Annotated in this window: 27 protein-coding genes; 6 read left to right on the top strand and 21 right to left on the bottom strand. The window is 38.3% G+C overall.

Features of this window, described 5'->3' with window-relative positions; all coding sequences use genetic code 11:
- Positions 1-7: 7 nt before the first annotated feature.
- The 17 genes from EHR01_RS07725 to EHR01_RS07645 form a co-directional block, all read right to left on the bottom strand.
- Positions 8-2335: an adenylate/guanylate cyclase domain-containing protein gene (locus tag EHR01_RS07725; RefSeq protein WP_135694109.1), complete on the bottom strand. Its 2328-nt coding sequence runs from the start codon at positions 2333-2335 to the stop codon at positions 8-10.
- 90 nt (positions 2336-2425) lie between these two features.
- Entirely contained in the window at positions 2426-3226 is an 801-nt protein-coding gene (gene trpA / locus EHR01_RS07720) for a tryptophan synthase subunit alpha (protein WP_135694108.1), read from the bottom strand.
- Positions 3227-4414, bottom strand: a complete 1188-nt coding sequence (gene trpB, locus EHR01_RS07715; RefSeq protein WP_100744373.1) for a tryptophan synthase subunit beta — start codon at positions 4412-4414, stop codon at positions 3227-3229. It lies immediately after the preceding gene.
- Positions 4415-4609: 195 nt separating this feature from the next.
- On the bottom strand, positions 4610-6370 hold the full coding sequence (locus EHR01_RS07710) for a proline--tRNA ligase (protein WP_135694107.1): 1761 nt from the start codon (positions 6368-6370) through the stop codon (positions 4610-4612).
- Positions 6371-6414: 44 nt separating this feature from the next.
- Positions 6415-8121 (bottom strand): site-2 protease family protein, encoded by a 1707-nt coding sequence (locus EHR01_RS07705; RefSeq protein ID WP_135694106.1) that lies wholly within the window; start codon positions 8119-8121, stop codon positions 6415-6417.
- Positions 8118-9278, bottom strand: a complete 1161-nt coding sequence (gene dxr, locus EHR01_RS07700; protein WP_135694105.1) for a 1-deoxy-D-xylulose-5-phosphate reductoisomerase — start codon at positions 9276-9278, stop codon at positions 8118-8120. Before dxr ends, EHR01_RS07705 begins: the two co-directional genes overlap by 4 nt.
- A gap of 30 nt (positions 9279-9308) precedes the next feature.
- Positions 9309-10220, bottom strand: coding sequence for a phosphatidate cytidylyltransferase (locus EHR01_RS07695; RefSeq protein ID WP_135694104.1), 912 nt, complete (start codon positions 10218-10220; stop codon positions 9309-9311).
- On the bottom strand, positions 10217-10930 hold the full coding sequence (locus tag EHR01_RS07690) for an isoprenyl transferase (protein WP_135694103.1): 714 nt from the start codon (positions 10928-10930) through the stop codon (positions 10217-10219). The genes EHR01_RS07695 and EHR01_RS07690 overlap by 4 nt, the downstream gene beginning before the upstream one ends.
- Before the next feature lie 6 nt (positions 10931-10936).
- Positions 10937-11488, bottom strand: a complete 552-nt coding sequence (frr, locus tag EHR01_RS07685; RefSeq protein ID WP_135694102.1) for a ribosome recycling factor — start codon at positions 11486-11488, stop codon at positions 10937-10939.
- Positions 11478-12224 carry a UMP kinase gene (gene pyrH, locus EHR01_RS07680; RefSeq protein ID WP_004786252.1) on the bottom strand — a complete coding sequence of 249 codons (747 nt, stop codon included), beginning with the start codon at positions 12222-12224 and terminating at the stop codon, positions 11478-11480. The genes frr and pyrH overlap by 11 nt, the downstream gene beginning before the upstream one ends.
- A complete protein-coding gene (gene tsf, locus EHR01_RS07675; RefSeq protein ID WP_004787415.1) occupies positions 12214-12810 on the bottom strand; it encodes a translation elongation factor Ts in 597 nt (198 codons plus the stop codon). Before tsf ends, pyrH begins: the two co-directional genes overlap by 11 nt.
- Before the next feature lie 5 nt (positions 12811-12815).
- Positions 12816-13703 carry a 30S ribosomal protein S2 gene (gene rpsB, locus EHR01_RS07670; protein ID WP_081581531.1) on the bottom strand — a complete coding sequence of 296 codons (888 nt, stop codon included), beginning with the start codon at positions 13701-13703 and terminating at the stop codon, positions 12816-12818.
- 2 nt (positions 13704-13705) lie between these two features.
- Complete coding sequence (locus EHR01_RS07665) at positions 13706-13939, bottom strand: hypothetical protein (protein ID WP_015679594.1); 234 nt, start codon at positions 13937-13939, stop codon at positions 13706-13708.
- A gap of 277 nt (positions 13940-14216) precedes the next feature.
- Complete coding sequence (locus EHR01_RS19445; RefSeq protein WP_135694196.1) at positions 14217-14387, bottom strand: energy transducer TonB; 171 nt, start codon at positions 14385-14387, stop codon at positions 14217-14219.
- Positions 14380-14565, bottom strand: coding sequence for an ankyrin repeat domain-containing protein (locus tag EHR01_RS19440; RefSeq protein WP_425269979.1), 186 nt, complete (start codon positions 14563-14565; stop codon positions 14380-14382). Before EHR01_RS19440 ends, EHR01_RS19445 begins: the two co-directional genes overlap by 8 nt.
- Positions 14566-14587: 22 nt before the next feature.
- The gene (locus EHR01_RS07650) at positions 14588-15352 is read right to left on the bottom strand and encodes a TPM domain-containing protein (protein ID WP_135694101.1); all 765 of its coding nucleotides are present in this window, start codon (positions 15350-15352) and stop codon (positions 14588-14590) included.
- Between the two features lie 118 nt (positions 15353-15470).
- The gene (locus EHR01_RS07645) at positions 15471-15965 is read right to left on the bottom strand and encodes a hypothetical protein (RefSeq protein ID WP_135694100.1); all 495 of its coding nucleotides are present in this window, start codon (positions 15963-15965) and stop codon (positions 15471-15473) included.
- 188 nt (positions 15966-16153) lie between these two features.
- On the opposite strand from EHR01_RS07645, the gene EHR01_RS07640 reads away from it, so the two are divergent.
- Both EHR01_RS07640 and EHR01_RS07635 read left to right on the top strand, forming a co-directional pair.
- A complete protein-coding gene (locus EHR01_RS07640; protein ID WP_135694099.1) occupies positions 16154-16495 on the top strand; it encodes a hypothetical protein in 342 nt (113 codons plus the stop codon).
- Positions 16496-16617: 122 nt separating this feature from the next.
- Complete coding sequence (locus EHR01_RS07635) at positions 16618-17547, top strand: hypothetical protein (protein ID WP_244310021.1); 930 nt, start codon at positions 16618-16620, stop codon at positions 17545-17547.
- 26 nt (positions 17548-17573) lie between these two features.
- On the opposite strand, the gene EHR01_RS07630 is transcribed toward EHR01_RS07635, so the two are convergent.
- A complete protein-coding gene (locus tag EHR01_RS07630; protein ID WP_135694098.1) occupies positions 17574-18437 on the bottom strand; it encodes a DUF6544 family protein in 864 nt (287 codons plus the stop codon).
- A 220-nt stretch (positions 18438-18657) separates the two neighbouring features.
- Between EHR01_RS07630 and EHR01_RS07625 the strand changes: the two genes are divergently transcribed.
- Positions 18658-19056, top strand: a complete 399-nt coding sequence (locus tag EHR01_RS07625) for a VOC family protein (protein WP_135694097.1) — start codon at positions 18658-18660, stop codon at positions 19054-19056.
- Between the two features lie 57 nt (positions 19057-19113).
- Entirely contained in the window at positions 19114-19977 is an 864-nt protein-coding gene (locus EHR01_RS07620) for an AraC family transcriptional regulator (RefSeq protein WP_135694096.1), read from the top strand.
- Between the two features lie 33 nt (positions 19978-20010).
- Here the strand turns inward: EHR01_RS07620 and EHR01_RS07615 are convergent, their stop codons facing one another.
- On the bottom strand, positions 20011-20475 hold the full coding sequence (locus tag EHR01_RS07615) for a hypothetical protein (protein WP_135694095.1): 465 nt from the start codon (positions 20473-20475) through the stop codon (positions 20011-20013).
- A 230-nt stretch (positions 20476-20705) separates the two neighbouring features.
- On the bottom strand, positions 20706-21176 hold the full coding sequence (locus tag EHR01_RS07610) for a nuclear transport factor 2 family protein (RefSeq protein ID WP_135694094.1): 471 nt from the start codon (positions 21174-21176) through the stop codon (positions 20706-20708).
- Between the two features lie 118 nt (positions 21177-21294).
- Here EHR01_RS07610 and EHR01_RS07605 point away from each other — a divergent pair, with 118 nt between their 5' ends.
- A complete protein-coding gene (locus EHR01_RS07605) occupies positions 21295-21876 on the top strand; it encodes a TetR/AcrR family transcriptional regulator (protein WP_244310020.1) in 582 nt (193 codons plus the stop codon).
- An 89-nt stretch (positions 21877-21965) separates the two neighbouring features.
- On the opposite strand, the gene EHR01_RS07600 is transcribed toward EHR01_RS07605, so the two are convergent.
- The gene (locus EHR01_RS07600) at positions 21966-22931 is read right to left on the bottom strand and encodes a hypothetical protein (protein WP_135694092.1); all 966 of its coding nucleotides are present in this window, start codon (positions 22929-22931) and stop codon (positions 21966-21968) included.
- Between the two features lie 138 nt (positions 22932-23069).
- Here EHR01_RS07600 and EHR01_RS07595 point away from each other — a divergent pair, with 138 nt between their 5' ends.
- Positions 23070-23909, top strand: coding sequence for an SGNH/GDSL hydrolase family protein (locus EHR01_RS07595; RefSeq protein ID WP_135694091.1), 840 nt, complete (start codon positions 23070-23072; stop codon positions 23907-23909).
- Positions 23910-23958: the final 49 nt, after the last annotated feature.

The raw sequence follows: 23958 nt of genomic DNA, 5'->3' as shown, positions 1-23958 counted from the left end.
GTAAACTTCATGTTGCCGCCTTTTGGAGAGGCCGCTTCATTTTCTCCATATCTTCTGGGTTTGTGATTCCAAGCAATTCGTAAATCCGAACAGGTTGGGTTTTTCCTTTTACTCGCACTAAATCCAGTTCCCGAGCGACCACTCGGTCTTTCACTTTTTCGTATGTGTATTCAGAGATAATCACATTTGTGGTGTACATTTTATTGGACCCTTCCAAACGGGATCCAAGGTTGATCGTATCACCCATACAAGTATACTCCATCCTGTGAGAAGATCCCATGTTTCCAACAACTGCAGGACCGGAATTCAGACCACAACCAATATCGATCACCGGAACATTTCGTTCTGCCCATTTTTGTTGGAGGACTTTTAGATAATCCAACTGAACAAGTGCTGCCACACAAGCATAGTAAGCATGGTCTTCCAAAGGAACAGGTGCTCCCCAGAATGCCATAATCGCATCCCCCATGTATTTATCAATGGTTCCCTTGTATTCAATAATGATATCTGTCATGGCTGATAGATATTCGTTCAGTAATTTCACCAAATCTTCTGGTCCCAACTGTTCGGAGATGGTTGTAAACCCGCGAACGTCAGAGAAAAAAATTGTGATCTCTCGTTTGGACCCACCAAGTGCCAAGTTATCAGGGTGTTTGAGGAGTTCGTCCACAACGTCTTTGGATACGAATTTAGAGAAAGTTTGACGGATGTATTTTACGTTTTCTTCTTCTGTTAAGATTCTAAATCCAATGATGGCAACAAATACCACAATCTGTTCGATGGTAACAGATGGAAGAACCGTGATGAGATTGAAGGCTTGGAAAATATATAACGTAGCCACTACATAAAGTAAAAGCTGAGTTAACATAATCACAAAACCAATATGTGTTTTTACCCTTGGTTGTAAAAATCCAATCATCACACCAAGAGCTACGTAAATTAGGAAAATTCCCCAGTTTGGTACTGTAGACAAAAAGTCCTGGTTTAGGATGGTATTGATCGCATGTGCGTGATGTTCAATTCCCGACATATCACCAAACGGAGATAAGTGGGAGTCTTTCGAAGCCCCACGGCCTGTTGCATAATACATTGCCACAAGAAAGATTTTGTTACTGATTTGGTTTGCTTCGAGTAACTCAGCATCCCAATCATTAGTGACTTCGAAAATTTCATTTTGTTTGAAGGAATAACGCCCACCTACGAAGTTGATTTCCATTTGTCCTTCCCAATCAATCGGGATGACCACTTCTCTTTTTTCGTTCGGGACTTGCATCACATCCCTTTCTTCAAACTTACGTTCTTTGATGTTAAACTCTCTGATGATTTTTTTGGGAATATTGGACAATTTTACATAATGCCCCATGTTGACTTCCACATCTCTCTGCACATCGATACCGTAATATTTACAAACAATGAGTAAGTCGATGGAAGGGAAATATTCTGTTTCTCTATCTCTACCTGAGTTATACACTTTTACCACAAGTGGCATCTTACGATTCAAACCAGATTCGTCTTTTTTTACGTTCGCAAAACCAAGACCAGCTGACAATTCGCTGATGGGTTCAATCGGTGGTTGTGGAAACTTAACCCAAGAAATCCCCGCATCGTTTTCATCGATGACATTTTTCAATTGGAACTTACGAAGGATATCAATTCGTTTTTCCAAATTGAGAACTGCTTCTTTTGATTCCGCACTGACTTCCATAGGGTAGTCAAAGAGGACATTCCGGTTCTTTTGAAGAGCTGCTGTCATCTCTTCTGTTTGACCGGGTTTATAATCTACGAAGAAAATATCGAACATGAGAATGTTATTCGATTCTTTGAATGTTTCTATGATATCAGCATAATAACTCCAAGGAAGAGGCCAAGTTCCTTGTAATTTTTCGAGTGATTCTGTTGTGATACCAATGATATTGATATCCTTACGAGCCTTAGCTGGTGGTTGGAACTGAATGTATTCAATTCGGCCAGTATCCCCTTCACTTTCTGTTTTGGTGTTGGAGCCGCGTAAAAATTGGAACCGTGTGGAAACAGAATTTTCTTCCAAATCCTTAAGTGGTTGGAAGGTGTTTACCAATGTATACATAAAAATGGCGATCACATAGGACAACCAAATCGCACCTGACTTCTGTTTGTCTTTAGAAACCTTTTCGATGGTTTTATATACAAAATAAGAAGAAGTAAGTAAGGTGAGTAAACCGCCAATGAGGAAGGAAAATTCGTATTCCCACCCTGTCATGACGACAGAAATGATCACACCAAGTGATCCTAGTGCGGCAACGGTAACACTGAGATAGTCCAAAATCGAAAGCGATTTTGATTCTTTGTCGGACATAGAGCCTCTTTATTCGTTTGGGAATTTCCGACCATTTTCCCGGAATTTTTAAAGAGACTCAAATGTTTTTGGAGGATACAGGAAAAAAATTTAGGAAATCGATGCCCTGATCTTTGAAATGTAATCCGCCAAAGCCGAAACTGCTTTTGTACGGTCTAACCCGTTTTCTTCAATGATCCTTTGGATCGCAGAACCGATGATGATCCCGTCCGCATACTGTGAAATTTGGTTGGATTGTTCCGGGGTGGAAATTCCAAACCCTGCACAAATTGGCAACCGGATGGTATCTTTCAAAAACTTAATTCTTTCCTTTAAATCCACCGAGAACTCCCTTCTTTCTCCAGTGACTCCAAAAGAAGTTACATAGTAAATGAACCCAGAGGAAGTTTTGGAAAGGGCTTGGATTCTCTTTTTTTCCGAGGCCGGAGTGACCAAATGGATGAGATCCATATCCCGAACTTTTAGTTCTCGAAACAAAGTTTCACTTTCTTCTGTATCAAAAGGTAAGTCAGGAATCACAAGGCCGACAATTCCTGATTCCTTGGCTCTATCCAAAAACTTGGTGATCCCACAATGGTAAATAGGATTGAAGTAAGTGAGATAGACAAGAGGAGTCTCAGGTTTGTGATCATGGATGGCTTTTGTGACTCGGAAGATTTCCTCAAAAGAAAAGGGATTCTTCAAGGAACGAGCCACCGCCCTTTGGATGACGGGTCCATCTGCAACAGGATCAGAAAAAGGAATCCCGAGTTCCAAAATATCTGCCCCATTGTCTAAAATGGTTTTTCCAAATTCGATGGAGTCATTATAGTTTGGATCCCCTAAAGTGAAATAAGGGATAAAGGCTGACTTAAATCTTCTGCTCTCAAATAAAGATTTTATTTTACTCATTTACTTTCTTTCACCTAAGAGTCGCAAAACTTCCGTTACATCTTTATCGCCTCGACCAGACAAACAAATGATGAGATCCTTTTTCTTTCCAAGGTCTTTTGCCACATCACGAGCTACATGAAAGGCATGAGCTGTTTCTAGGGCAGGAATGATTCCCTCCACACGAGTGACTTCCAAAAAAGAATCTAATGCTTGTTCGTCTGTCACCATTCGATAATCCACCCTTCCCGTTTGGGACAGGTGAGCATGCTCTGGCCCTACCCCTGGATAATCAAGTCCTGCAGAAACTGAATGTGCTGGTACAATTTGGCCAAACTCATCTTGGATAATTAAGGTTTTTGTACCATGTAAAAATCCAGTTTTCCCGTATGTCAAAGTTGCCGAATGTTCTCCTGGTTTTGGTCCAAGTCCACCAGCCTCCGCGCCATAGATGGCAACATGTTTGTCTTTTAAAAAGGCATGGAACATTCCAATGGAATTGGATCCTCCACCCACACAAGCTACGATGGCGTTCGGAAGTTTATGATTTCGTTTTTTAAACTCTGCTCTTGCCTCTGTTCCGATAAAAGATTGGAAGTCACGAACGATTGTGGGGAACGGGTGAGGTCCGATCGCAGACCCAACAATATAATGAGTTGTAGATACATTGAGGGCCCAGTCTCTCATAGCTTCACTGGTAGCTTCTTTGAGAGTGGCTTCTCCTGCTGTGACAGGGAGGATTTTTGCACCTAACATCTCAATCTTTTTAGCATTGAGATTTTGTCTTTCCACATCGACGGCACCCATATACACTACGGTTTCCATTCCAAACATTGCACCGACAGTTGCCGTCGCAAGGCCGTGTTGGCCAGCGCCAGTTTCAGCAATGATTCTTTTTTTTCCCATAAAACGAGCGATAAGCGCCTGTCCGATGGCATTATTAATTTTATGTGCACCTGTATGATTTAAATCTTCGCGTTTGAGCCAAATCCTAGCACCTCCCCATTGTTTGGTGAGACGTTCAGCATAAGTCAGAGGACTAGGTCTTCCGACATAGTTCTTTAAATAGTATTCGAGTTCTTTTTTGAACTTTTTACTTTTCTTTAACTTTTGATAGGTGGATTCAAGCTCTTCTAATGCTTCCGTTAGAATCTCCGGAGAGTAACGGCCACCGAATTCACCAAAATATCCAGGTAGGTTTTTGCCCATATATCCCAAAATACGGGAATGGGGGAATATGAAAACTGCTTCTTTTGTGGGGGGTGGGGGTTTTTGGGTATACTCTCCCCGCCCTGATCGAACTGGGTGGGGTTAACCACCCGCCACCCAATGGCTACCTTCTATCACAACTCTCTCATTCTTACCATCGCTTCTCCCGATTTTAAAGAAAAAATCGTAAGAAGTTCATGTTCCCGCACGTTCCACTTCGGCTTGGAGGGTAGCATGAAGGTTCTTGATTTGATTTTGTAAGCGATTAACCAAATCTTCATTTGTGGTAAAGTTAACGGTCTCTTCTGCCATCGATTTTCGGTCAAGGATGGTAATCTCACCCTTTTCCAAAAATCCTTTTCCTAGTGTCAATCGGATGGGAAATCCTATGAGTTCGGAATCTTTGAACTTAAAACCAGGACCAAGGTCCCGATCATCCCAAAGCACTTCAATTCCTGCCGCCACAAGTGCTTTGTAGATGGATTCAATTTTGGCAATGTCCTCTGGGTTTTTTGCAATGCTCACCAAACAAACAGTAAACGGTGCAATGGAGACTGGCCAAAAAATCCCTTTATCGTCATTACATTGTTCGATGACAGTGGCCATACAACGATTTACACCAATCCCATAACAACCCATAGTCGTTGTGGTAGCTTTTCCTTTATCATTTAAAACAGTAATATCAAATGCTTTGGAATACTTTTGGCCTAACTTAAAGATATGACCTACTTCGATTCCTTTCTCTGCAGTGAGACCAGTTCCACAGTTAGGACAAGGATCTCCTACTTTGGATTGCGATACATCGATCTTTGTGACTTCTTCTTCTTTGAAAAAATCACTGAGCTTAACCCCTGCTATATGGTAATCCACTTCGTTCGCACCGGATATATATCCAAAATTCCAGTCGATCAGAGAATCAATAATGATTTTGAGAGATTCTGATTTTGGAAATCCAGGTCCGATGAATCCAGGAACAAGACCAAGTTTTTCCATTTCAGCCGGGCCCATAGGTCTTAGTTCATTGCAACCCAAATGGTTTTTTAGTTTGTTCTCATTGAGTTCCCGGTCACCTTCTAAAAAGACAAGGACATAGGTTCCGTCCGCCCATAAAGCCACTGCCTTTAGGAGGTTTTCTTCCTTCGTCCCCGTAAACTCAGCAACTTCTGTAATTGATTTTTTAGATGGAGTATGAATTTTATCTTTTCCGACAAACGCTTGTTTTGTTAGCGCTACATTTCGAATCACAGGAGTTTTTTCAATATTCCCTGAATATTGGCAAGAAGGACAAATCGTAAGTGTTTCTTCTCCAATAGGAGACACTACCATAAATTCCTCAGAAGCAGACCCACCCATATTTCCAGAGTCTGCTTGTACTGGGATCGTAGAAAGACCCATTCCCGCAAAAATCCTTCGGTAAGTTTTACGCATCGTTTGGTAGGTTTTGTCCAAAGACTCATCATCTAAATGAAATGAATATGCATCTTTCATTGTAAATTCACGAGAACGAATCACTCCGAATCTCGGACGAATTTCATCTCTAAACTTTGTATGAATTTGGTATACGTTGATCGGTAGATCTTTATAAGAACGAACCATTGGTTTCACAAGTACACAAAAAGATTCTTCATGAGTGGGACCAAGGCAACTTTCATTGTCATGACGATCTTTCAAACGAAACATCTCTTTTCCCATTTTATCCCAACGGCCAGACTCTTTCCAAATTTCACTCGGAGTTAAAATGGGAAGTTGGAATTCCAAACCACCGGCCCGGTCCATCTCGGAACGAACAATGCCTTCAATTTTTTTTAGAACTCTTAACCCGAGAGGAAGATAAGAATACAACCCGGCTGCGGATTTACGAATGAGTCCCGCCCTTGTCATCAGTTTATGGGAAGCGACAACTGCATCTTGTGGATCTTCTTTTGCAGTAGGAATCAAATAGGAACTAGCTTTCATCGATCTTTTCTCTTTTACTTATATAAAACTAAACGTAACAAAAATTAAAAAATACGCATCACATCATTGAATGAAACATAAAGTCCAAGGCCAATGAGAAAGAAAAATCCCAACCGAAAAATAGCTTCGATTGCTTTTCTTGGGAGTGGTCTACCAGTAATGGCTTCATAGGCATACAGTACAATATGTCCGCCATCAGCCATAGGAATCGGTAATAAATTCATCACCATAAGGGCTAGGGAAATTTTGGCAACAAAGTCAAGGTAAGTCACCCAACCATATTCCAAACTAATTCCTGCTATTTGTACAATTCCAATGGGGCCTGATAAGTTTTCTTTTGGAGATAGAAGCCCAGAAAACAACATCCCAATCCCTTTTAAGGTAGTGGATACATTTTCATACACTTTAGAGGAAGCACCCACAAACGAAGAATAGACGGTTGTTTCCTTTTGTAACTTCTCTGCTTCAAATTTCATCGAAGCACGAAATCCGAGAAGCCCAATGGGTTTTAAATTGACATCGGCGGAATATTTCATATTTCCAATCCAGATATCTTTTCTACCCGAAGATTGTTTTAAGTATTCGCTGATTGCATCGGCTTTTTCGAAGGATTTGTCTTCAATCTTTAAATTAGAAAGGCGATTTTCAATTTCAGAATCATAACTATCCAATCGGAAATAAGGAATTCCTAGTTCAGAAAATTTAGGATGTCTGATATCCCAAAATTCAAATACATTGGCACCTAACACAGGAATTTGAATCGTTACAGTTTCAGTCGCCCAAGGTGTGAGGAGTGGGTATGTTTTTCTTTCCACAACAACAGGAATGGTTTTTCCCTGGTGTTTTCCGAGCTCCGTTTGCAACTCAGGAACAGTATGAACATCCACTCCAGCCACTTGCAAAATCATATCCCCATCTTTTAAAAATGATAAGGCACGCCTACGGAGGGATTTTTCTCGTTCTTGGATTTCTCTTTGTTTTAAGAGTTCTTCTGGGATTTCATCTTTTCTTTCTTCGATTTTTTCCTGAAAGTAAACAGAAGATTTATCTTCGCGATCGAGTAAGTTGGCAATGAAGTGGCTCAGTTGTTCCCCGTAAGTAAAAGTTGCCACAACCCTTCTTTCTCCAAATGGCATCACTCCAATGGTGGGATGTCCTCCAGCAGAATATAAATTCGGTACAACTTGTACGGTTTTTACATCCTCTCCTCGTTTGTAAGAAACTTCTACAGGATCTCCCGTGGTCAAACTTACATTGGTAAAAATATCTTCAAAACTTTCTGTTTTTTTCCCATTGATGGATACAATTTGGTCTCCAGTGCGAAGGCCTGCAGTATATGCAGGACTTGAAACCTTGTTTGCATCTTCGATAAAAATACGATTGGAAGAAGGGCTATCTCCCGAAAGCTCCAATATAAACAATAAAACAAAACCTAACACCAGATTGGCGAACGGACCACCAAGAACAGGAATCATTCGGCGGAGTGGAGGTGTGGAAAGCAAATCCCCTTGTTTTGGTTTTTTATTTTTAGAATAATCATCTCCACGAAAAAGTACATACCCGCCAATAGGAATGGCTGTGATTTGGTAGATGGTTTTCCCAATTCTTTTTTTCCAAATCCCTTTACCGTAACCAAGAGAAAATATCCGAGCTTCCACTCCGACTAACTTTCCACATAGGAGGTGCCCCAATTCATGGATAAAAACAGAAACAGCTAACATGAATACGGCGCCAAATATCATTACGATCATATAGTCACTCCCCCTCTTAGAAATTCATTTTGAATTAATTCACGTGTTTTCCGGTCTTTTTCTAAATACCCTTCCAGATCACTCGGAAAGGCATTTTCCATTTTGTTCAATGCCGATTCGATTAACTTTGGAATGGCGGTAAAAGATATTTTTTCATCTAAAAATAAAGCAACAGCTTCTTCATTGGCAGCGTTAAACACACATGGTGCCGTTCCCCCTGCCCTCCCCGCTTGGAAAGCCAAACGAAGTCCAGGATAACGACTTAGATCAGGAGGAAAAAATTCCAAAGTCTTCCAAGTTCCAGGTTTTCTTTCCATTAGCATCTTTGGAGTTGGCGTTGGATAAAATAAAGAATGTGCAATGGGATAAATCATATCAGGGTGGCTTGTGTATTGCAAACAAGCACCGTCCATAGTTTCAATGATTCCGTGGGTAAGAGATTGCGGGTGGATCACCACTTCAATTTCGTCATAAGAAAACCCAAATAAATAATGTGCTTCAATCACTTCGAGACCCTTGTTGATCAATCCCGCAGAATCCACTGTGATTTTTGGCCCCATCGACCAAGTCGGATGGTTTAGCGCCTGTTTTACGGATACATGTTCCAACTCTTCGATAGGTAAGGTTCGAAAACTCCCTCCCGAGGCAGTGAGAGTGATAGCACGAATATTGGATCTTTTTTCTCTTTCAATGAGCTGAAAGAGTGCATTGTGTTCGGAATCCACAGGAACCATCAATGTATTGTGTTTTGCCACCAAACGGTTGATCAGTGGTCCAAAGGTCACAAGTGTTTCTTTATTGGCAATGGCAATTTTTTTGCCAGCTTCGATGGCGGCGATGGTAGGTTTTACCCCACGTGCACCAACAACGGCTGTCACCACAACGGAAACTGAAGGAAGTCGAACCAAATCCGATAGAGAATCTTCTCCATAAAGAATGGTTGTAGATTTGTATTTGGATCCGAGTTTACCTTCTAACTTCGGATCGGTGACAGAAATCACTTCCGGAGAAAATTCATCCATGAGTGATTTCGCAAGATCTAAATTGGAATGAACGGAAAAACTACATAAAGAAAAGGAATCTCTAAATTGGCGGAGTACCTTCACTGTAGAAGTGCCAACAGAACCAGAAATTCCTAATACGGATACTCCAACCATCTAAGCCTTAGACCGATCCGGAACTGAGAATCAGACCGCGTAACCGAGAATTCCCTTAAATAGGAAATAATAATAAATCACAGGAACTGTAAATAAAAGGGCATCTGCTAAATCTAAAACCCCACCATGTCCGGGAATCAAACTTCCTGAGTCTTTGATTTTTGCATCTCGCTTCATGGCAGACTCTGCCAAATCACCCATCACAGAAATAATGGATACCACAAAGGCAACTAGGATCGATTCCAAAACTCCGATTGGCAACTTCACACCACTGAAATGTTCCCAAGTGGCGTTGAGAATTTGGACACCAACAACAGCCGTGATATTTCCTGTGACATAGCCTTCCCAAGTTTTTTTAGGAGAGATCTTGAGTCCCGCAGGATGTTTTCCAAACCAACGACCACCAAAATAAGCACCGGCATCACTCATAAAAGTAATCACAGATACTAAAAAGATATAATAAGCACCAAAAGGGAAAGCGAGTAGAAGTAAAAAATGTCCGATGGGAATTGCTAAATAGATTGGACCGAGTATTGTAGCACTTGCCGAAAACAATGCGCCATCTAACGGGCGTTTTAGAATTTGTAAAATCCAAACAGTGAGAGATAGGGCAACCAGTAAAAAAGGAATCGGATGAAATCCTTCTCGGAGGATCTTAGAAAGTTGCAAAACAAAAGCTGGAGGCGTGACTTCAAATTGAAGCCCTAAAAACTGAATGTAGTATACGGAAAATATCAAAAGGGAAAAGATAAGGCCAGTTCCAAAAAAAGGTTTGGAATCTTCTCTTCTGCAAAACGCATACAATTCTTTTAAACCCAAATAAATCGTAATACAACCAAAGGCATAGAACTCCAAATAGTAAAAGGAACTATGGAAGATCATAAACACATAGACAAAAGTCAATACGATTGCAGATAGAATACGGAGTGTTGTCTCACTCATAACAAACCACCAAATTTACGTTTTCGGGAATCAAAAAAAAGAAGGGCTTCTTCCAAAGAAGTTCTTCCAAAGTCCGGCCAAAGTGTATTTGTAAAATACATTTCAGCATAGGCACTCTGCCACAAAAGAAAATTGGAAATCCTTTGTTCTCCCGCAGTTCTGATCAATAAATCTACTGGCGGCAAAGGGAATGTATACAAATATTTTTCAAATTCTTTGGGACTAATGGGTTTGTCCAAAGATTCTTTTTTGGACTTACGCACAGCCATGATCCGAGTAAAATTACTGAGAATCTCTTCGTGACCACCATAGTTCAAACAAAAGTTGGCGGTTAGTTTTTTGTTCTTTTTTGTGACCGCCATCGCATGGTCAATTTTGGTGAGGACAGTTTTAGAAAGTTTATTACGTGCTCCACTGTGGTGGATCCGAATTCCCTTGGAATGAATGGTATCAAGTCTGGTTTCAATAAACTCAACTAACAAACCGAAGATAGCTTGGATTTCCGTAATCGGACGTTTCCAATTTTCTGTAGAAAATGCATAGAGAGATATATTGGGGATTTTGTATTCCAAAGCCACATCCAAAAGACGATCGATTGCGTTCGCCCCTTCTCTATGGCCTTCGGTTCTTTTTTTCCCTTGGCTTTCGGCCCACCTTCCATTTCCGTCCATGATGACAGCAATGTGGGCAGGAATTGTGTTTAACTTCATAGGAAATTAAAGAGTGGTGATCTCTTTTTCTTTTTCCTTTTCTAAATCTCCCAATTTAGCAATATAAGAATCCGTAATTTTTTGGATTTTATCTTGGTGGCCTTTGAGTTCATCTTGGGACATTTCTGCCTGGTGTTTTTTTAATTCATCATTGGCATCACGACGGATATTACGAATGGCAACTTTTTTTTCTTCGGCCTTTTGTTTGACCACTTTTGCAAGTTCTTTCCGTCTTTCCCCTGTTAGCTCAGGAATATTAATACGAATACTATTTCCATCATTGTTAGGTGTGAGTCCAAGACTTGCAGCAAAAATAGCTTTTTCAATGTCCTTCAACATTCCTTTTTCAAAAGGAGTGATGAGAATCATTCGAGGTTCCGGACAAGCAATTTTACCAAGTTGGTTGAGAGGTGTGAGAGTTCCATAATAGTCAACTCTAACATCTTCTACCATCATAGGACTTGCTTTTCCCGTACGAATGGTACCGAAGTCTTTTTTCAAAGCCTCAACCGTTTTGTCCATTTTGGACTGCATGGATTTTATAATTTCATCTACCATCTAAAATCACTTCCTCTGAATTGGAGATTAGCGTACCAATTGGTTCCCCATCGATTAATTTTCTTAAATTTCCTGCTTTAAAAATATCAAACACGATAATGGGCATATTATTGTCCATACAGAGACTGAGAGCAGTTGAATCCATTACCTTTAAGCGGTGTTTGATAGATTCCATAAAAGAAACTTCTAAGTAACGTTTTGCACTTGGATCTTTTTTTGGATCCGCAGTGTACACTCCGTCCACTTTTGTGGCCTTTAAGATGACTTCACATCCTACTTCCACTGCACGTAGTGACGCAGTTGTATCCGTCGTAAAATAAGGATTCCCTGTTCCACCGGCAAAAATAATGACACGATTTTTTTCTAAATGGCGAACTGCACGCCTACGTATATAAGGTTCTGCAACGGATTTCATTTCGATGGCGGAGAGAACTCGGGTAAACATCCCTTGTTTTTCGCATGCATCTTGTAAGGCGAGACCATTCATAATGGTGCCAAGCATTCCCATGTAGTCTGCAGTAGCTCTGTCCATTCCAGACTTTGCTAACGTTTCTCCACGGATCATATTTCCCCCACCGACAACCACGGCAACTTCGAGACCTAAGTCATGAACTTCCTTAATTTGGCCGGCAAGTGAAAACGTTTTATTGGTATCAATACCAAGTTCACCCTCACCGGCAAGAGCCTCGCCGGAGAGTTTGATTAAAATTCTTTTGAAACGCGGACTAGTTCCCACCTACTTGGAACCTCGAGAACCTACCAACAGTAATGTTCTCTCCAAACTTCGCAATGGCTTCTTGGAGAAGGTCATTGATGGTTTTGGAGTTGTCACGAATCGATTTTTGGTGGATGAGACAAATCTCTTCAAAGTATTTTTTCATTTTACCAGGAAGGATTTTTTCGATTTGGTCTGCTTTTTTCCCTTCTTTTTCAAGAAGAGCTTTTTGCACACTCATCTCATTGTCAATTTCTGACTGAGGAATGGATTCCTCGTTTACGTAAAGTGGGTTCATCGCAGTGATTTGAAGTGCGATCTCTTTGCCAAGAGCTTCAAACGCTTCATTGTTTGCAACGAAGTCAGTTTCACAGTTGAGTTCGACAAGAACTCCTGTTTTTCCTGTTCCGTGAATGTAAGCGATGACTTTTCCTTCACCAGTTTCACGACCAGCACGTTTTGCTGCCTTCGCTAAACCTTTTTCTCTTAAGTATGTAACCGCTTTTTCAATATCGCCACCCTTTTCTTCGAGGGCTTTTTTGCAGTCCATCATCCCCGCGCCAGTACGTTCGCGGAGATCTTTGATTTGTTCGGAGCTAACTGCCATTCGTATTATCCTTCTGTAGTAGGTTTTACTTCTGCTGCTGTTTCCGCTGCTTTTTTAGCAGCTTCTGCATCAACAGGGATGTCTTTTGCAACTGGAGGAAGTTCATCGTCCATAATGAATTTTCCAGACTCATCATACTCACCTTGGTATTCAAGAGCAAGTTGTTCTGCGTCCATATCTTCAGCAAAATTAGTTTGGATGACTTCTCCACCTGTTCCTTCGAGTACAGCATTTGCCATAGTATCAAGGAATAAAGAAATTGCACGGATTGCATCATCGTTACCTGGAATTGGGTAATCGATTGGTTCTGGATCACAGTTTGTATCAATCACTGCGAACACTTTCAAACCAAGTTTTTTAGCTTCTTTCACAGCAATTTCTTCTTTTTTAGGATCGATCACAAAAAGAATTTCTGGCACAACTGCCATATCTTTAATTCCACCAAGTGTTTGGCGGAGTTTTTCTAGCTCACGTTTGAGTGAAAGTGCTTCTTTTTTAGTTCTAGCTTCTTGTTCGAAAGAGTTGTTCTCTTCCATTTGCTCTAGTCTTTTCAAACGAGCAATTGACTTCTTCACTGTGTTCCAGTTAGTCAAAAGTCCACCTAACCAACGGTTAGATACATAGTACATACTGCACGCTTGTGCGGCTCTTTCAATCGCGCCACGAGCTTGTTTTTTAGTTCCTACAAATAGAACCTTCTTACCTTGACCGGTAAGTTTTTTCAAAGCGTCGTAAGCTTCTTTTGTTTTTTGAACAGTCTTTTGAAGGTCGATGATATGAATTCCGTTACGAGCCGTATAAACATAAGGACTCATTTTTGGATTCCAACGACGTGTTTGGTGACCGAAGTGTACGCCTGCTTCTAGCAGACTTTTCATGGAAATTACTGACATAGTTACCCCTTTTTTAGTGCGAGATATCCAGACGCTACAAGACCAACGATACTTGCAGGGGTTAGCTGGAACTCGACTTTAATTATGTAAAGCTCGAGAGATACTGGTGATTCGAACAAATACCGAGAGAGGTAAGTTGTACCAAGAAGTCGGTCTAAGACCACTCCAGCCACAGCTCCCGCCATCAGTCCCAAAAATAGCACGAGAAGCAGGTTCCCGATTTGGGTTTTGTTCATCCAAAAGCACCTTTGTCAAGCTTTCCTGTCAGGATTTGGAATTTGGGCAGATTGTCAAGGGGAAAGGAATTCGTAGGTTTCAAAATAGAACTTTGGGCCCTCCTTCGCAGAAAAAGATGATAAGACTTAGGCAAAATCACCATTTTTTTGGGGGCGCCTCCGATCTTTTCCAAAACAGTCAGATCCATCCAAAAAAGGACCGGGCTCCTCCGGGGTTCGCTTACGCTCCCGTCCTTCGGACCAAGCCCTTCAGATCCCTGGCGCAGGGTGGAAGTTTTTAATCGAATGAAAAATGATTTGGGATTCTGTGACTACTTTTAACTGGTATTCCATTCTTTAACGCAGGTTTGAATCGAATTTTCTTAACTATTTCTAAAGCCTTTTCTCCAAACAGCGGATTTTTTCCTAAGATGATTTGAGCTTTTTTAAAGATTCCTTTCTCATTGATTTAAAGTAGCAGAACAACCGTTTGATTCAAGGAATTTTACCAAATCCACATTCCCATTGATGACTGCGGACATCAATGGGGTGAATCCATTTTTATCTTTAGCATCGATACTTTTTTCATCCTGCGCTACAGCTTTTTTAACTAATTCAATATTATCTAAATCAACTGCATCTGTGATTAAAATTTTTCCAGAAGCACATCTATTTGATATTTAGCAATTGATACGTTTCCGGTTCCAAACTGATCAGCCTAACTAACATAGTCGCCTTTCTACTCTTTTCCAATTTTATCATATTCTTTAGATACTGATTTTCAAAAACCAAAACGTTTTTGTTTTTAACTTTTACATTAGCAAAATAATCTGTCCGATATTTCACTGCAAAAGATTCTAATGTTTTTCGTTTCGAAATGTATTCTCCCTTAATTTCGAATATCTTATTTAAATCATCTGATGTAATTTTTTCAATGTTTTTGCTTTCAGTAGTCCAAGGAACGGACTTTGCTTTTTCATGTAATCTATTGATCGCAACATTGACGGCATTTTCAAGATCGTTTCTAGGCAAATAAACAATCATCTCTTTAATAATCTGCGAGGCAAAATCGTCCGGAACAATTAATTCAATCCCTGTTCCGGTAGCAATTCGCAGTTTTTTATCCTCAGTTGCAATTAGCACAAAAATCCCGTTATTCAAGTCACCACCAATTTTATATTGTTCAAAAGCTGCCAAAGAAAAATCTTCGATGGTAAATTGCCCAGTGGAAGGAATCACTAAAACCCTTATGTCTATATTATCAGCTTGCTTTAAACTCTTTAAATATTCATTTTTTTTCCTAACAAAATCCGAATTTAGTACAGAAGCTTTATCAGAAAAATAGATCGTTCCATCTACCTCTTCTTTCTTTTGACAAAAGAGAAAAAAAATAACGAAGAAAACATATATAGTTAATTTGATTTTTAGATTCATATCAGAACGAGAATTTAAATTCAGTTGACCTTTTTCACGATCACAGAACCAATCAATGACTCAATTTTTGAATATTTGTATATCATCCGAATTGTAACTAAAGTAAGGAGAATCGAAATTATTGACTCTCTTTTTTTAAAAAAGTTTCGAGAAATTGTTTTGTTAAATCTTTATAACGAGTGATGAAAAACTCCCACTCTTCTGAACTGATGTTTCGATTCAATAGAACTAAATTTTGAATGTTTTCCGCCAAAGTTTCATCAAGTAATTCAGATAGGACATCCGGAATAATTTTTTGAACAGCATAATCGGAGGAAACAGAAGAATTTTCAAAAGATGTCTGAAAATGTTTTGTTAATTTAGATTTTTCGATCAACTGGCCTTCAGACTCCCAGGAGTTAGCTTCCGTAATTCCTTCTCCTTCTATCCAGATAGCGGTTCCAAAAGTGTAAGAAGTAAAGGAAATATACACAGGTTTATACTGGAAGAATTTAATTTTAATCATCCTTTCAACAAAACTTTCTTTTAAGTAAGACCGAATCAAGAAAGTGGTATATTCATTTTCTTCGGACTCACCATCCAAGATCATTTTTTTTGTAAAACTTATCTTCATATTTTTAAAAAACTTCCGTATAACCAATGATTCAGGTTAGATTTAAATCTACACATCCACACAATCGAATATAGCCTTTTTCGCGGGAAAAATCAATGAAAATCTGGGATCATTTTTGATTTCAGTAAAATCAATCTTATGAAAAAAGATTGATCCAACTAAGCAACAAAACTAGATTCAGATATAAAATGAAATGGATCGCCACCTTAGTTTTGTTAATTTTTCAAAACTGCATCACCTATCCCAGCTTCGATGGATTCGGAAACATAGATTCTGCAAAAAATCAAACTCGAGTTTATTTTGATGAAAAAAAGGGGAAGTTCGAGACCCTTCCGAATTTCAGAGGGAACATCATCAGAATTGGGGACATCGTCCTTGGCGAAACCAAAAACATAAATTTTAAAAATCAAAAAAAACGAATTTGTGAACGAAATGAAACCGAATTAATCAAAAGAATCGATCTTATAGATGAAAGAACCATCGTTGCCATCTACGAAACCTCAAGTTATTTATGCATCGAATACTATTAATTCCAATTGTTTGTTTCTTCTTCAGTTGTCTTGGCCAACAATCTTTTCAACAACTAGAGATTCCTAAAAAAGATTACCTAACAACAAAACGTCTCCCCTTCGTGGCAAACACTTGCGATAGAATGACTATTTTTTCAAACAACCTACTTGAAAGAACTATCTGGATTCAAATCTGGGAAAATGGAGAATACCGAATTGCGTTTTTAAATGACGAACCCTTTGATGCCATCGAAGATTTAAAAATTTACCAATCTCATGACTACCTCTGGACTTTATCATTTGTCCCTTTATTTGCTGGTTACTACTGCAACCAATACCACCTAACTGGCTATTTATTGTATTTTGATGCAGACTCAAAACAAAAATTAAAAACTAAACTGGAAGAGGAAAAAAAGAAAACAAATCCTAACCTTCCCATCATGGCCTTTCGAGAATATAGTTTGATGGATGAAAGAATTCTCTCCCAAAAAAAAGAAGAACTAAAAAAAATATACAAGGAACGAGAATACTACAAATATATAAACCCTCTCTCTAAACCAAAAATTTGGGATCCTAAGTCAAAATCAGATCTCACTTTTATTTCAAACGATCAACTCATTGATTACTGTTTAGAGTTTCCTTATGAATGTGTTACAGATTCTAATTACCTAAGTGAAATTCAATTTAGAAAGAATCCGAGAGAGAAACAAAAAACAAACGCATCCCCTTCCGATTTTTCTTCTTCTCTCTTGACCAAAATTCAAAAAACTACTGATAAAATCAATTTTGGTTGTTACTGCCGCAAAATTCCTGATCTATCCATTTACAGTTCTTGTCCTATTGATCAATTTGGATTGGATTCCGTTTGTAAAAATAAAAACGATTGTTTAGAAAAAACAAATGTAGAAAACCAAAAACTTTGTCACAATAAGTTCAAAGAAGAACTATCCATTCTTATGAAAACAAAAGAATCAAAAGATACAATCCACCATGGACAAGATAATTTTGAGAGAATGATTTTTTATACAAAGAAACTTTGGGCTCTCGAAATGTTGGAGGGACAAAAAGAATAAATTCCCTATTTGACTTTTTTTTTCGTTTACGGATAACGATTTTTTACATTGTATTCGATATTTTTTAAGAAGAACTTTCCGTATGTATAGTCACCTTCTGGATACTTCCAGATGGCTTCTCCATAAGTGGGCACCTTAATTCCATTCAATTCTTTATAATCTTTTACTGGAGTGGACCAACGTGCTTTCCTTAAAGAACCATCATCTTGAAGTGCAGACCTGTCATCTGATATAAACTCAACCAACTCACCTAACTCATTAAAAATGAGGACTGCAGATACTCGATACTTCCCATTTTTAAAAAAAACCTTCGCAGACAAAGGACCGTTTGCCTCCCAAGAGATCCTTCGGTCAATCAATGCGGCGGGGGCAAATAAACAAAGATCGTTTAACACGGTGACAGTTTCTGCCATTGTTAACTCTTCATTATCTAAATCAACGGCATTAAAAAGTGAAGCAACACGAACTAACATCGTCGCCTTTTCCTCAGAATAAGAATGAAGGACACGAAAAGGAATTCCCATCATACTTGCCTTCATATAAAAATGGCGCGCAGGATGTAAAAAAAAGTTATACTGCTCAGACGAGGAAACCATCGGCTTCGCTTCCGGATTTTTATACATCAATTCATCAAAAACAATTCGTACATTTTGAACTTTATTTTTTCCAATGACACCAGTGTATTTTAAATATTTGCGAACGGGAGATGGCATATGTTGAATTTCCGCTTCACGAAGGATTGTCACTGTTCCATATGGTTGGGTAGAAAACTCTTTATCCACTCTTAGAAAAAAGGAATTTTGAACAGGATTGCACCCAAGGAGAAAAATAAGACTCATGCTACAAGAGAACAAAATAGTTTTTGATTGTTTGAATGTAGATAGAGACATACCTTTTCACCTTTCGATTCAATCTGTAGTCTTTTATGGTAATTGATTTAAAAATGCAGTCAAGAGAGAAGCGCAAGGGATCGCAGCGAAAATCCTTTGCGAAGCAAAGATTGAAGCGTAGAGCCCTGTTGCGTAAGCAATGCGCCCAAAGAAAAATCGCAAAAACGATCCAGTATGGAATCCAAACTCCGTTAAAATAGAATTATCATAAGGAGAGAATATGGAATTCCAACAAATCCAAACTGGGATCATCACTGAAAAACTAGAGGAAACAAAAGTATTTTACGAAAAATGGTTAGGCTTAATCACAAAATTTGAATCGGATTGGTTTGTATTACTTTGTTTACCAAATCGCCCTGAGGTAGAATTGGCAATCATGAAACCAAACCAACCACAGGTGAGAAAACCCTATTTCCAAAATTCTTACCAAGGAAAGGGGATTTGGTTTATTTTTGAATCAAAAGATGTAACAAAAGAATTTGAGAAAATGAAACAAAACAAAGCACCCATCGACCTAACTCTCACTACTGAGGAATGGGGAGATGTCCACTTTACCTTAGTGGATCCAAATGGAATTGGAATTGATATTGTTCAAACAGAAATTCAAACTAAAATTTAGAAAGACAAACGGAGGAAACTTTTTTACCTTTCTTCTAGAAAGAAAAAAGGTTCTTCCGTGCCGAAACCACCTAACCTCTATCCTGTTTGGAACAAATTAGAAAAACAATTGGATGAGACCATTGGTCTGAACCAAGTTGCTTTTTTTACAGGTTATAGTGATTGGCATTTCCATAGATTATTTAAATCCATCCAAGGGGAAAACGTCAAAGAATACATTCGCAGGTTACGTTTAGAAAAAGCAGCTTACGAATTAAAAATTACAAACTTCCCCATTTTAGAAATAGCGATCGAAACAGGTTTTTTATCTCACGAAGCTTTTTCAAAAGCATTCAAACGAGTGATTGGTTCTACTCCCTCCGAGTTTCGAAAACAGTTCCAAAAGAAAAAAAATATAAAAAAGAAAACAAACCACCTAACAATCCCCGATGGTATTTCAAAATTCGGATTTCAAATCAAAATCATTTCTACTTTTCTGATTGTTTATGTCCGCCATATAGGAAGTTACGAAGAACTTCCTGGACCACTTGCGGGGACTAAGGAAGTTCTCTCCTTACAATCTTTAATCCAAAATTGGAGTTCTTCCCATTCAAATCACAAATGGATCGGCATTAGCCAAGATGACCCAGAGATTTCACCCAAAGGAAAAATACGTTTTGATTTGGGAATTACTGCGGGTTCTTCACAAAATCCAATTCCAGAAGGATTTGGAATTGGGTCCATACCGGGTGGAAAATATTTACAAATCCGGTACCAAGGTAGTTACCATAATTTACCCAAAATTTATAACTGGATTTTGAATGATTACATGAAAACAACATCCTACAAATTAAAAAACCAACCACCTTGGGAATGTTACTTGAATCCTTTTGAAAAGGAGGATGATAAACGCATAACGGATATCTATATTCCTATCCAGTGAGTTTTATTAAACTGATTCGTAATGGATCAAAAATCACATGGATAATGGTGTTTCAGGGCCGGGACCAAACAAACCACGACAAATGGGAAAGTTGGGACGAATATTTCCAGAAGCTTTCACAATAGACTCACAAGGGAAAAATAGAACTTCATTCAAACATACGGTTAAATCTTTTTTCTCTACGTAATGATAAACAGACTCGCAACTTCGAAAAGAGAATTGTGATTTTTTTGTTGTAGAAATCCCATTGCATCCAGTCCCTACATTGGTGGTATAATAAGCAGCACTAGTTAAAGTTACATCAATTGATTGCGGGCAAAGAGAACGTTTCACCACCAATGCGCCATAAAACTGACGTAAGGCTACATCTCTCGAAACCTTGTTTTCATTCAATTCATTTTGGGTATCAAAAAAGAAATCACCAATACAACCATAAAACAAGAATGATATGGAGAAAATGATTTTAAAAGATAAGGGACAAGATGATTTGAGTTTCATTATAGTTAATCATAGGAAATCATTTCTATCGTCGATCCTTTCTTAGTTGGAATATGTTTTTTCCTCTATCTAAATTTGCAACGAACAACACTTCTGTGACAATTCCCTATACCACAATCAATCTACTTTCATTTTTCGTTCACAAAAATGTTGATTACATTAAAAAAACAACCACCTAGGAAGGTTGAATCTACTAAGGTGGTTGAGATCCATGATCAATTTGAATCGATTTATTTTTTAGAAGCCACCACAAAAGTAGCACTATCTTCATAAAAGTGATAGGAAAGAATTTTTCCATCTTTGATTTGCACCTTCAATGCCCATTCACTTTCAAAAGGTTTGCCTGTTTGTTTGATGGTATGCAAAAAATTTCCACTTGCGAACACCCAATCTTTTTTACCTACAATCTGATCCACTTGGAACCTTTTTGTATCCAACTGGGAACCCATATTCTTTAAAAACTCCTCGGCACCGGCAATGCCATTGTAAGTTCCATACAATTGATTCTCACTGCGATTTTCATTACGAACGGCTGTAATGATTGTTTGCGGGTGAAAACAATTCAACACCCCTGCTGCGTTTCCTTTTCCAAATTCGTTAAAAAAGGTTTCTAAAACCTTTTCCCCGGTAGGTGATGCAGATTTTGCAAACAATCCAACACTTCCTAATAACAAAGTTGCTAGTACCAAAACTGGTTTCATTTTAATCTCCTCTAATTCCGATACCGATAGTATCGTTATACGATACCAGCGGTATCGGAATATACTTGACAGTCAAATCTTTTTTAAAAAAATTTGTTTTATGGCTGTAAAAAAGAAAATGGCTTCAAAAACTGCGGGTCGCCCCAGATCGGAAGATTTAGAACCCTTGGTCTTAAAAACAACATATGAAATGTTAGCAAAGAAAGGGTATCATGGTTTTTCCATCGATGATATTGTCCAAGAAACCGGAGTCGCCAAAACCACCATTTACAGAAGATGGCCTAACAAAGCAAATTTAGCGATGAGCACAGTCACTCATATGATTTCACCTTATTTGGAATTCCCAAAAGAAGTACCTTTTGAAAAAGCACTCTTGGAACAAATGGAAGCTCTCTCTGGCGTATTCACTGGAAAATTTGGACGAGTGATTTCCACCCTCATTGGTGCTGGGCAACAAGATAACGAACTTTCCGAATCAATTTTAGAAAATTATTTACTCCCCAGAAGAGATGCAGCCAAACAATTTTTTCGTTTTGCCATTTCATCCAAACAAATTCAAGTTTTGTCAGACGAGGAAATTGATGTCTGTATGGACATCCTTTATGGATCCTTATATTTTCGTTTGTTACTGAAACATGAAAAACCAGATTTCCAAAATCTAAAACCTTGGTTAGAAAGATTTTTACGAACTCTCAAGTAGTTTGGTTGTCGATATTTTCTGACTATAAGATTGTATTGGAGTAGATTCCAATACAATCTTAAGCATAGAACAATCAATTTTACCTTCAGTTAATTGATCTGAATACTATCTAGTATCATAAAAACATGAAAAATAATTTTGTCCCAATCCTCTTGTGAAAAGTTAGGCATAAAAATCATGTTAATCGTTACACGATAGGTTTCTTCATTTTTTTTGTCATAGTAGAATGCAATTGCTTTATTTCCAACTAATTCGCCTTGACCAAAGTATATTTCCATTGGATCCGTTTTAAATTTTAGATTATTTTCCCAAGCCTGAATTCGGTTAGGCGGAGAACCAAAGTCTTTTTTAATAGAATCTTGAACTAAAGTTTTGAAATTTTTTGTTTTTTCTGGAATTACTGAGACATCAATTAATAATGAAAAACATTCCGATTGTTGCTGGCAGTCCGCCTTAAAAAATGAGATTGGATACTTTAGCTGTGCTTGAATGGAATCATATCGATCTGTTATTTCAGGAACTGCAATAAGCATTGACTTTACGACTTGTCTCTTCTTTGGGAAAAATGAAATCCCTCTATATGTTTTTGTAATCCAAGTTTGAGTATAAGTTCTTTCTGATTTACCACTTACACAGCGGACTTGTCTGAAAGCAGTCCCTCTACTTAGATAAGCTTTACTTTCAAAAGAATATGCATAATAAATACCTTGATTGCCCTTCTCATCTGGAGTTGATGTCCAATAAATATCGAAAGTTGTGTTATCGCTGATTTCCATTTTTTTTTGGTTCAGATAATTCAGGATATCTTCATGCCAACTTTTTGTGATTCCATTTGATTCAGAATCTTGTATTTCAGTAAATGTAGGCAAACGCATTCCAATGGCGCTGCATTGACTTGCTGCTTCATACCAATTCATTAATCCGATGTACCCGGACCATTCAAGGTTTTCAATTGCTTTAGGATTCGCTTTCCTGGGTGAATTTTTATCTCCTGTGGAAGAACATGAATAAAAGAATATGAAAACTAAAATCTGAAAGAAAAAAACTATTTTCATTTGGTTACCTGCAAAAAGACAAATTATCATTTTTCACAATTCTTAGTCAAATTCTCTAAAGCATAAATAGCCGATATTTTCTGTTCGTTTTTCAAATTTTGCTTTTTCCTTTTTTGTTTTTAATTACCATCAAAAATTATGAAACACCTAGCAAAACTCTGGCTTCTCTTATTTTTAGTATTTGAGTCCTGCGTAATTTTCCAAGCAACAAAAGTTCCAACAAACAATCTCAAGGCGGTAGTTGAAACAAAATCAAACAAAAGTCCGAAGATTGTATTTCTCGGCGATAGCATCACTCACGGTCGTGTCAGTTACGATTATGTAGCTTCCATTGCAAAACACCCTTCTTTAGCAGATTACCAAATCATCAACGAAGGAATTAATAGTCGTTTGACAGATCAAATTCTTGAACAACTTGAGAATTTAAAACAACTCAATCCTGATATTGTTTTCCTTCTGATTGGAACCAACGATTTAAAAGCCACACTTTCGGAAGAAGAATACAATCGATATGCAAACCTTTGGAAACTAAAAGATCCAGTGACAGAAGAAAGTTTTGTTCGCAACCTAACCAAGATCATCCAAACAATCCAAAAAGATACCAAAACCAAACTAGTTGTTTTTTCTCCACCCGTTTTGGGAGAGGACCCAAACTCCATTCCATTCCAAAGATCAAAAAGATTTGCAGAACTTACCAAACAAGTGGTCACCAAAGAAAAAGCGATTTACAAACCACTTCATGAAACACTTTCCAAAGGATTGGATGAATCCAAACTGAATGTAAAGAAACCTTATATTCAAAGCACTTGGGGAATGTATTGGACAATTTTGAAATACTATTCTTCCACTTCCAGTTGGAATGATTTAGGTGATTCCAACGGATATTATTATTTAACTGATGCCATTCATTTGAATGAACGCGGAGGAAAAATTCTAGAAGATATGGCCTTAGAAGAAATCCTTGTCGGAAAAAGATAACCATCATTTGATTAATTGATACTTAATCTCTTTCTAAGCTGATAAAGAA

The sequence above is a fragment of the Leptospira mtsangambouensis genome (assembly GCF_004770475.1).
In the GTDB taxonomy this organism is placed as follows: domain Bacteria; phylum Spirochaetota; class Leptospiria; order Leptospirales; family Leptospiraceae; genus Leptospira_A; species Leptospira_A mtsangambouensis.
The sequence above is the reverse complement of the archived record's forward strand: the minus strand, read 5'-3'. Positions and strand labels throughout refer to the sequence as shown.